Here is a 10,452-nt window from a genome sequence, read left to right on the forward strand (position 1 = left end):
AAGCTTCTGCTATTTCAATTTGTCTGTTAAGCTCTGTCTTGTCTCCAGCCTTGAACTCAAGCATATGAATTGCATTAACTAACCTAGTAAATGCTTCATTAACCTCGAGCTTAGTAGCCTCAATATTAGCATAAACTTCATTAGCATGTTTTAATGCATCTCTAAACTCCTTAACAACTGCTGGTACAACACCTTCTAATCCACCATTAGCTTCAACGTCATTAGCATAATCTATAGCCATCTTTAATGCTAGCTTATCAGCATCACCTTGCTCAACTTCTCTTTCTAAAGTTATTCCATATTTTGCATCCTTAAGTCCATTTTCAGATCTTACAATAACCTCTAGCTTCTCTGAATTATCCACAGTGTAGACTACAGATACTGATGCATTATTTGTTGCATCTACAGTTATTTCTGGTAACTCCTCATTAGCTTTTAGCTTCATTGTATAGTTGTATCTATCAGCTGCAAAACCATCTAAAGCTTTGCCATTTACATTTATTCCATTTACAACGAAATCTGAATTTGGTTCTACTCTCTCCTCAAAAGCTTTTATCTCTTTTATTCCTAAAGATTTACCACTTTCAGATGTCATTTTTATTCTTATTACCTTTGTCTTTACCATATCAAAAGTATAATAATTTGTATCTGTTGGTGATGTAACTTCTGGATTAGATACTAAGTTAGATACTGTTACCCAATTACTATCATCATTAAATGGATTTTCTTCCTCCATTAATACATGTGATGGTTGATTTGGTACAATAACCTCATCTCCAACATAATATTGTATTTCAAAGCTTTCTGGAATCTTACATCCACTATCCTCAAAGAAAGTAACTTCTAGATTGTCTATATATTTATACTCTGGCAGACCTGATCCTAAGATAATACCAACCCAATCACCACTTCTTGGTTGCTCTACCCAGTTAGTCCATCTATTATTATTAATCTCTTCATCATTTACATATTGAATTCTATCCTTTGAATTTGGCTCTACAATTGCATCATTTGTAAATGAAGCTATTGCCATTGGTATATCAAAACCAGTCTTTGTACCAGCAATGTTATCACCTTTTATAGTTTCATTAGTTACTCTAATAGTAGCACTTACAACTTTATCTGTTCCTTCCACTGTTCCATTTATAGAGAAAGTTCCAACTTTATTTAATAACTCTTTATTATAATCTTTCCAAGTAACAGGAACATCAACTATTGATCCATCTGTATAGTAAGCCTTTACTGTTTGTGGAAGCTTTGGCTCTACCTTTACATTAGTTGCAAGTGAAATATTTTGTAATGCTGATAGACCCTTAACAACAACTCTTGCTTTTGCTTTTAAGCTTTGTCCTTCAACAGTTCCTTCCACTTCAAAAATTCCATATTTATTGTATGACTCTTCTTTTACCTTATCCCAAGTAACCTTTACTTCTCTAGGTAATCCAATATCATATACTGCCTTTACCTTTTCTGGTAATACTGGTGCAACGCCCTTATTTGTTTCTACATTTACTTTTTCATATGAAATAATAGTCTTTTCAGCTGTGTTCTTTCCAATGTTCACCACTATTTCTTTTACATTAACAGTAATACCTTTATACGTTACTTCAGCATTTAAAGTCACTGTTCCTTCTGTATAAGCATATAATTTACCATTTTCTATTTTAGCTTCTCCAGAATCTTTAGAAGATAAATTATATTTAACTTGTAATTCATCTTCTTCAATTAAAGAACCATCTTGTAATCTTCCTTCTACTATAATATCAACAATATCATCTTCAATTATATCTTTCTTAGATAATTCTATTGTTGCTGATTCTAACTGTGGATCACCTTCTGTGAAATTAATAAGATAGTTACTAGTTGTTCCATCCTCAGCTATTACAATAATATTAGCATTACTATCAGCATTTAACGCTGGTACTACGAATAAACTTGCATTATCCTTAGCAGTAGCTGTAACTACTGGCACCTTTGAGGCATATGGTAGATTAACCATATACTCACTGATATTCTCATCAAAACCTTCAATAGTAACACCATCTAATTTAATATCACTTAATAACGATGTACCTGCTCCCTCCATTGCATTAGAATAAATATAGAATTCAGTAAGACCAACTGCTTTATTCGCTACAGTATCTTCTTTTAATAAAGCTCTTATTTTAGTTGTATTTACTTCATCAAAAGTAATTTCTTCTGTACCTTCTACTGAGAAGCCCGTTGTCTTGCTTTGATTGGAAACTGAAATCCACTCATCACCATTCCAATACTCAACTAAAATCTCACTTGGAATAGCAACTCCATGATCACTATATAATGAAATTCCTATTTTACTTATGGAATATTCTTCATCAAACTCTATACCAACATAATCATCATAGTTTCCTCCAGGTTTCCCCCAGTTTGTCCATCTATTCTTAGCTTGAGTATCCTTGGAAACTATACCATCATTTATACTATTTACACTGTCATGTCCAGTGTATGAAGTAAATGCTCTTGGATATGTCTTACCTTTATTTAATGCTATATTTACTTCTTTAAAATTATCAGATACAACTATAATAGCTTTAGCATCTAAGCTTTCTAGTCCTGTGACCTTACCTTTTATTGTAACAGTTTTAGGTGAAGCAACATCCTCTGCTGTCAACTCTCTATCCCAAGTTACTGGATACTTTTCTATACTTCCATCATTGCTTACTACTGATACTTCTTTTGGAAGCTTAGCTTGTTTGCCAACAGGTACTAACATCCTAGAATCTAATACACCAATAATATCTTTAACGATTACTTTAATACTTACTGGAATATCGCTACCTATTACAGTTCCTTTTACTTTAAATATTCCTGGAGTTTTTAGACTATCTTCTGGAATTGAGTCCCAGATAACATTCACTTCTTTTTTACTTCCATCTGCATAAAGTGCTGTTATTTCTTTTGGAAGGTTTAACTCTCCATTAACCGGTACTGTAACATCACTTACATCATATCCAAGAATCTTATTTTCACTTAATTCTTCTTCTGGTACAGTGTATACTGTTGTGTTATCAGAAGAAATACCTGGACTTGTTGCTGTTAATGTAAATGAACCAGCATTTTTTGTTGATTGAACTATAACTAAAGCTTTACCGTTAAAAGCTTTTCTCTTATTAGCCTTATATCTTTCAACACTTGCAGCGTTACCATTATCAACACCAACTATCTTACCGTTACCCTTAACTTCAAAGTTAATTAAATTATCAGCATCTGGAACTAAAGTTCCATTTTCATCAACTACATCAACTGTAATAAATGATAAATCGTACCCATCAGCAGTTATAACTTGTCTATCTGCACTTAACTCAATTTTCTTTGCATCATTAGCAGTTTTAACTACATCTCTCGCAACTTCTTTACCCTTTCCATCCTTTGCAACAGCTGTCAATTTACCTTTTTTATATGGAACTTTAAATTCTAAGTGAAGCTTACCATCTTTAGTTTCTTTATAAGTCCCATTGTATCCTGCATCTGTAACTTCATATTCCTTACTCTCTACTAATTCCCCTAACTCATCACTTGTTACATCTTCATTAAAATATAGGTCAACAGCGTTTGCATTAGTATATGCATATACTAATATCTTATCTCCATCAACCTTTATGCTATCATCATCTTCCCAGTTCCAGTGTGGTAATAAATGAACCATTGGTTCATTTGACCATTGACTTTGATAGAAGTAGAAAGCGTCTTTTTCAAATCCTGCTGTATCTATAGCTCCAAAGTATGATGATTTAGCCGGGAATTTACTGTAATAAGGAGTTGGCTCTCCGATATAATCGAAACCTGTCCAAACATATTCTCCTAATATATATTCTCTATCTCTATTCATCTTCCATGCTTGTTCTGCACTTCTTCCCCAATCAACATAATCATTATCATATGAGGATTGTTGTAAATCTGTATGATTATCAGCTACTTTATTCTCTTCAGGATGTGAGTACACACCTCTACTTCTTGTAGCTGAAGAAGTTTCTGAACCATAAATTACCCAATCTTCATATTTATCTCTAAATTTATCATATTCATGTTCAGCATAGTTAAATCCTACAATATCGAATTCCTTAGCTACATTTTCATGTGCTCCTTCTCCATATGCCATAAATTTATTTTCCCCAAAAGTTGTAGGTCTTGTATCGTCAATTTCCTTAGTCCACTTAACAAGTTTTTTAGCAGTTTCTACACCTTTTGCTTCACTTGTTTCCCATACTTCATTTCCTAATGACCACATTATTATACTTGGTGCATTTTTTCCTCTATTAACCATTTGCTTAATATCAAACTCTGCCCAAGTCATATCTCCATGAATTGATTTTTGCTCAAAAAATCTTCCATAGTCATATGGCTTCTTGCTACCATACCAAGTATCAAAAGCTTCTTCTATAAGAAGAATTCCCTCTTCATTACAAATATCTATTAAGTGTTGTGATGCAGGATTATGAGTAACTCTTATAGAATTTACTCCCATCTCTTTTAACTTCTTAACCTGTCTTCTTATTGATGTCTTATTATCAACAGCACCTAAAGATCCTTGGTCATGATGCATACATACACCTTCAAGCTTCATTTGCTCTCCATTTAAGAAGAACCCGTTATTAGTAGTATTCTCAAACCATCTCATACCAAAATCTGTTTCATACTCATCTACTATTCTGTCATCAATAATTACAGTAGTAACCGTTTTATATAAATATGGATTTTCTGTTCCCCAAAGCTTCGGATTGGAAACCATTACATCAGCGTTAAACTTTTTAGTAGTTCTAGAAGCTACTACTTCAGTAGTTATATTTTCAGCTACATTATTTCCTTCAGCATCTATTATGACTGATTTAACACTTACCTCTTTATCTGTAGCTTCCTCATTCATAATATCTGTTTTAATATTAACTTTAGCTCTACCATTTTTGTATTCCTTTTCTATGTCTGGTGTAGTTACGAAAGTACCATATTCTGCAACATGAACATTTTCAGTTACTGTAAGATTAACATCCCTATATATACCACTACCTGAATACCACCTACTACTTCTTTGTTTATTCGTTACTTTTACTGAAATAACATTTTCAGTAACACCATCGCATACTATATCGTCTGTTATATCAAATGAAAATGGAGTATATCCATAAGGATGATTACCTATTTGTTTTCCATTTACATAAATATAACTATCCATGTATACTCCACCAAAGTTAATGCTTATTTTCTTTCCTTCCATTTCTTTAGGAAGTACAAAACTCTTTCTATACCAACCAGTTCCTCCATCTAGATATCCACCTTCATGGGTTGCTTCAGAATCTTTATTAAAATCTAACTCAATACTCCAGTCATGAGGTAATGTTAGTCCTCTCCATTTACTATCATCAAATTTTTTTTCTTTTGCTCCCGGCACATCTCCCAAGTTAAATTTCCAATTATCATTAAATGATATAGTTCTTTGTGAATCATTATTTACTGTTTTAACTATTTCCTTATCTCTTACTGTAGCATTTGCCAATGTTGGTATACCTGAAGAAGTCGTGATTACTACTGTCGCAAGAATTAAGCTTAGCATTTTTTTAAACTTCATACCCTTTAACCCCATTCATAAATTCTCAATTTATTTTTCATATTTAATATACTTGGCTTAAATACTTTATAGCTTCTATTAATTAAGAAATTAATATATTAATTTCTTAATAATAGCTATTGCTAAAACAATGGCTCCCCCCTAAACTTTATTATTTTAGAAACATTGAATAGAAATTGTCCTGATACAGTAACATTACTTTAAATAAAATTAACTTAGTTTTATTCATTCTCCCCCTCTCACTTGATGTGTCTTTTTTTCTTACTAGATACAAAATTAACTTTTAATATATTTATAAATCCCATATAAATATATTGATATATATTAACATTTATGTAGAATAATTATTAATTCTCTGCATAATTTCCAATTTATATTTTTTAATTTAAACAAACTATCAATATCTTTTTGTGGATTTTAATAAAAAACATCCATATTTAATCTTGATTACTAAACAATCCAGCCCCTTTTATTATCTCCTGCTCCGTAAATAAACTTACTACAGCTTCATTATAATCACTTAACTTCTGTGATTTCTTTATTTTTTTAGCATATTTTTTATTATCTGAAAATATGTAAATCATATATCCCCATAACTCTTTCATTCTAAGTATTGCATTTCTATCTTCATTAAATAATTCTCTATATGTATTAAAAATTTCATCATGAAAATCTTTTAATAATTCTTTATCTATAAAAGTATTATTTTTAATCTCATTCATTAATCCTGGATTAGCTAGTAGCCCTCTTCCTAGCATTACTGTATCTACTTCTGGGAAAGATTTTGTTAATTTATTATAATCACCTGAAGTGAAAATATCGCCGTTATAACATACTGGAGTAGTGCTTAAAGATAACGCATCTTTAAATACCTCTAAATTAGGCTTGTTTCCATAAAAGTCTTTTTGTGTTCTAGGATGGATAATTAATTCTTCCAAAGGATACTTATTGTAAATTTTTATTAACTCATAAAACTCTTCTGAGCTATCTTTTCCTATTCTAGTTTTTATAGAAATTTTTATATCATCTATTTTAAATATCTCATCTAAAAACTTATCAAGTTCTTCTCTTTTTGCTAGAAATCCTGAACCTCTACCTTTTGATACAACTGTTCCAGCAGGACAACCTAGGTTTAAATTAATCTCATTATAACCTAATTGTTGTAATTTTCTGGAAGTGAAAATAAAACCTTCTGAATCGTTCGTAAGTATTTGAGGAACTATATTCATGCCTTCATTATTTTCAGGCAAAATATCTCTTAGTTCTTTAGTTTTAAGACTTCTACTTTTATTTGGAACAATAAAAGGTGTAAAGTATTTATCAATATTATGAAAAAATTTCTCATAAGTATTTCTATATATGTATCCTGTAATTCCTTCCATTGGTGCTAAATAATATTTCATTTGTTAACTCCTTTATAACTGAAACTTAATCAAAGGCAGTTTAATCCCCTCTGATTTTTAGTTGAACTTGTCCTATATTGTAGCAACTGTTATCTCCAGCATTTAGAAAATTGGAATATTACAGCCGATAGACATGGGACAAACATTCTAAAAAACATTATATCAGCCTTCTTTTTTCTTATCTACTTAATTTATATTCCATGCCAAATTATTCATAAGAAAATATTATTAACTAATCTAATTACTTTAATTACATACACTATTATAAAAAATAAATATTTAAGTAGCATTTTAATTTTGGTAATAAAAAATCAAAAGCCGTATGAGAGAAGATATCCTAAAATTCATTCTAGAATGTATCTTAACCATACAGCCTAATTATTTATATTCTCTGTAAACTTTGTATTACAGTGTTTTAAAACTGGATTTAATTATTCTAGTTTAGAACTTTACATGATTATTAAATAAAAAAATCCCCTAGACTAATCTAAGGGAACACTAAGATATTTTTTATTGTCTTATGCCTAATTCTTCACTATCTTAACAACATTCTCAACATGTAGTGACTAATGATCGTAATTATTACTTTCTATCTAAAAAGCGAACAAGACAATTACTTTTATGCTATTTTATTTGTTTTTTATATTTTTACTTATCTGCCTCTTTAATTCTATTCATTATCATATCAACTTTAACTTTCATTACTTCTTAACTACAGTACTCTTTTTTCCATTTTATTTTTTCTATATAATTGCAATTAACATCTATACAGTTTTTTATGTATGCTCATTAATGTTTTGTAGACTTTGATATATTATTTCTTACTGGAACAAATTCTGAAGTTGTATCATTAGGATCAATATATTTATAATCTCCATTTTCATCTTTTCTGAGCCCTAAAGATGCCATTTTCTTCTTACTATTTTTATGTTTATTACTCATTTTTTCTCACCTCTTATAATATTTATATTTGCCATTGAATACTATATTATTCTTAGTATTACAGTCTAAAATTATAGATACATTTTAAATATTAATTTAAATTTGTTTTTTATCAATATTACTGACATATATAACTTCTTATAGAATAAAAAAACACTAATTCATTACCCACATTAATATTACATACCTCTTAATATTATATTTATCAATAATTTAATCTATTTTTTCTTTTCTCTACACAAAAAAATCCACGATATAAATATCGTGGATTTATTCTATGGTGGAGATGACGGGTGTCGAACCCGTGTCCGAAAGTAGTTCCGTCTAGCTTTCTACGAGCGTAGTCTGCATATTAAATTTCGCTTTCTAGAACACCTACAGACGGGTAACTAGATCGCTAGCTTCATAAGTTCCGTTCTTAGCTCAAAGCTTTGCTAAGCTCGGTTCCCCACTTATAATGACACCAGGATCCTAGACCGTGGGCAATCTAGGGCTGATGAACAGCTATATTAAGCTGCTAATGCAAAATTGTCTTCTGCGTTTACATTTAGTGCATACTTTATTATCGAGGCACCATGCTTCCCTCGGCTCGCTTACCAAACCTCACTTACCCCCGTCGAAGCCAAAACATCCCCATGTTAGGTAAATTTGATTTTGTAAAACAGATATATTCAATTTTGTTTTATGAACTAATTATATAGCACATATTCTTCACTGTCAACTTATCTACACCCTGAAACTACTTCATATTAAGCCAAAAGATTTTAATATTTTTTAAACTTACCTAAATTACATTATTTTTTCAAAATTTCATCTAATAACTTAACAACTTCTTGTTTGTTTTCTGATGTTACATATACATCAAATCTTCCTTGAAGCACATAGTATAATAGCCAATTAGAAGACATTCTAATCTCATCATACTTATCTTTCTTTGCAAAAAATCTAAATTCTCCTTTTTTAACATTTCCTTTATACCTATCTATATCTTTAAAATCTATTATATATTGTCTCTGTATCTTAAAAATATTTGTAACTTCAAATATCATTATCTTTCTATCTGTTATAAATATTCTGTAATTAAGACTAACATCCCAAAAAGCAAATGGTAATACATAGTAATCTGCACTCCACATAGTAGCAGATAAATATTGAAGCCAGCCCATAGTTCCAGTACATTTTTCTTTTATGAATTCTCCAACTTCTAATTCATTATCTACTTCTTCTTTTATAATATTATAATTTTCTGTAGCTATTTCTCTTTTTAATTCTTTTTTTCTATTTGCAATCCTAGTTATAAAACTTTCTCCAAAGCTTTCAAAATTCTTTACTTCAGCATCATTAAACTCTTCATATACTAAATCATCTATATTAAATTCTGCATAACTACTCATAATATCCCTCCATTAATTTTTTTAATTTCTTTTTCCCTCTAGATATTCTCGTGTAGAGAGTACCCTTATCTATATTCAACTTTCCTGAAATCTCTTCAATACTTAAATCTTCAATAAACCTTAATGTAAATATCTCTTTATCTATATCTTCTAGAGAGTTAATAGCTTTCCTAAGTATTTCTTTTTCTTCATTATTTAATATCTTTTCTTCTATTGATTCATCTTTTAATATCTGATCATTAAATTCTTCATTTACTTTTCTTTTTCTTAAATAGTCAAGTGTCTTATATTTACTTAATGATATTATCCAATTTCTAAACTTACCCTTATTTAAATCAAAACTCTCTATCTTAAACCAAATTGTAAGTAATATATCATTAAAGCATTCATCAATTTCACTATCCATATTATTAGGTAACATTATTGATGCAATAACACCATATATAAGCTTCCCATACTCATCTACTAGATCATCTAAAGCATCTGATTTACCTTTCTTAATATCTTGTATTAACTCATTAACATCCAATTCTCTGTCCCCCTTTTTTATCTTTCACAATATATACGTATAAACTTAATCATTTCTTACAGGGTTTTTGAAATATTATAATTTTATATCTATTATTTATAATTATATAAAAAGAAAACTACCAAAACCTTATATTAATTAAAGTTTTAGTAGTCTTAATTTAAAATATTATTTTATCCTATAAAGTTATATAATCTGCTGATACGTATCCATATCCATTCTTATACTTTATTTTGTGCCATCCATTTGATGTTGATACTATTTCAACTTTAGATCCTCTTGATAAACTTCCTATTACTTTATTCTTTGTTGAAGCTCCATTTCTTACATTTAATGCACTTGCTCTAACTTTTCCTGTCTTTATGCTTGTACTTGGCTTATCTGTTGATGGCTTATTTGTGCTTGATGAATTATTTACACTTACATAATCAGCTGACACATATCCATAGCTATTCTTATACTTTATTTTGTGCCATCCATTTGATGTTGATACGATCTCAACATTTGCGCCTTTTGATAAACTTCCTATTACTTTGTTCTTTGTTGAAGCTCCATTTCTTACATTTAGTGAGCTTGCCGTTA

At 29.9% G+C, this 10,452-nt stretch carries 6 protein-coding genes and 1 other RNA gene; all 7 read right to left on the reverse strand.

Features of this window, described 5'->3' with window-relative positions:
• The coding region (locus ACQPUW_RS09760) for an Ig-like domain-containing protein (protein ID WP_430837307.1) at positions 1–5,602 on the reverse strand (5,602 nt) is incomplete at its 3' end.
• A 437-nt stretch (positions 5,603–6,039) separates the two neighbouring features.
• Positions 6,040–7,005 carry a tRNA dihydrouridine synthase gene (locus ACQPUW_RS09765; RefSeq protein WP_430837308.1) on the reverse strand — a complete coding sequence of 322 codons (966 nt, stop codon included), beginning with the start codon at positions 7,003–7,005 and terminating at the stop codon, positions 6,040–6,042.
• A 789-nt stretch (positions 7,006–7,794) separates the two neighbouring features.
• Positions 7,795–7,947, reverse strand: a complete 153-nt coding sequence (locus ACQPUW_RS09770) for a hypothetical protein (RefSeq protein ID WP_204594898.1) — start codon at positions 7,945–7,947, stop codon at positions 7,795–7,797.
• Between the two features lie 278 nt (positions 7,948–8,225).
• Positions 8,226–8,582, reverse strand: a transfer-messenger RNA (tmRNA) gene (gene ssrA, locus ACQPUW_RS09775).
• Between the two features lie 159 nt (positions 8,583–8,741).
• Complete coding sequence (locus tag ACQPUW_RS09780; RefSeq protein WP_430837309.1) at positions 8,742–9,341, reverse strand: hypothetical protein; 600 nt, start codon at positions 9,339–9,341, stop codon at positions 8,742–8,744.
• A complete protein-coding gene (locus ACQPUW_RS09785; protein ID WP_430837310.1) occupies positions 9,334–9,870 on the reverse strand; it encodes a sigma-70 family RNA polymerase sigma factor in 537 nt (178 codons plus the stop codon). The genes ACQPUW_RS09780 and ACQPUW_RS09785 overlap by 8 nt, the downstream gene beginning before the upstream one ends.
• 178 nt (positions 9,871–10,048) lie before the next feature.
• Positions 10,049–10,452: SH3 domain-containing protein (locus tag ACQPUW_RS09790; RefSeq protein ID WP_430837311.1), on the reverse strand; the 404-nt coding region annotated here is incomplete at its 5' end.

The sequence above is a fragment of the Clostridium sardiniense genome (assembly GCF_050584765.1).
In the GTDB taxonomy this organism is placed as follows: Bacteria; Bacillota; Clostridia; order Clostridiales; family Clostridiaceae; genus Clostridium; species Clostridium sardiniense_A.

Bases quoted from the DNA above. Each gene is read 5' to 3' on its own strand.
- ACQPUW_RS09765 (WP_430837308.1), bottom strand. From the start codon at position 7,005: ATGAAATATTATTTAGCACCAATGGAAGGAATTACAGGATACATATAT.
- ACQPUW_RS09770 (WP_204594898.1), bottom strand. From the start codon at position 7,947: ATGAGTAATAAACATAAAAATAGTAAGAAGAAAATGGCATCTTTAGGG.
- ACQPUW_RS09780 (WP_430837309.1), bottom strand. From the start codon at position 9,341: ATGAGTAGTTATGCAGAATTTAATATAGATGATTTAGTATATGAAGAG.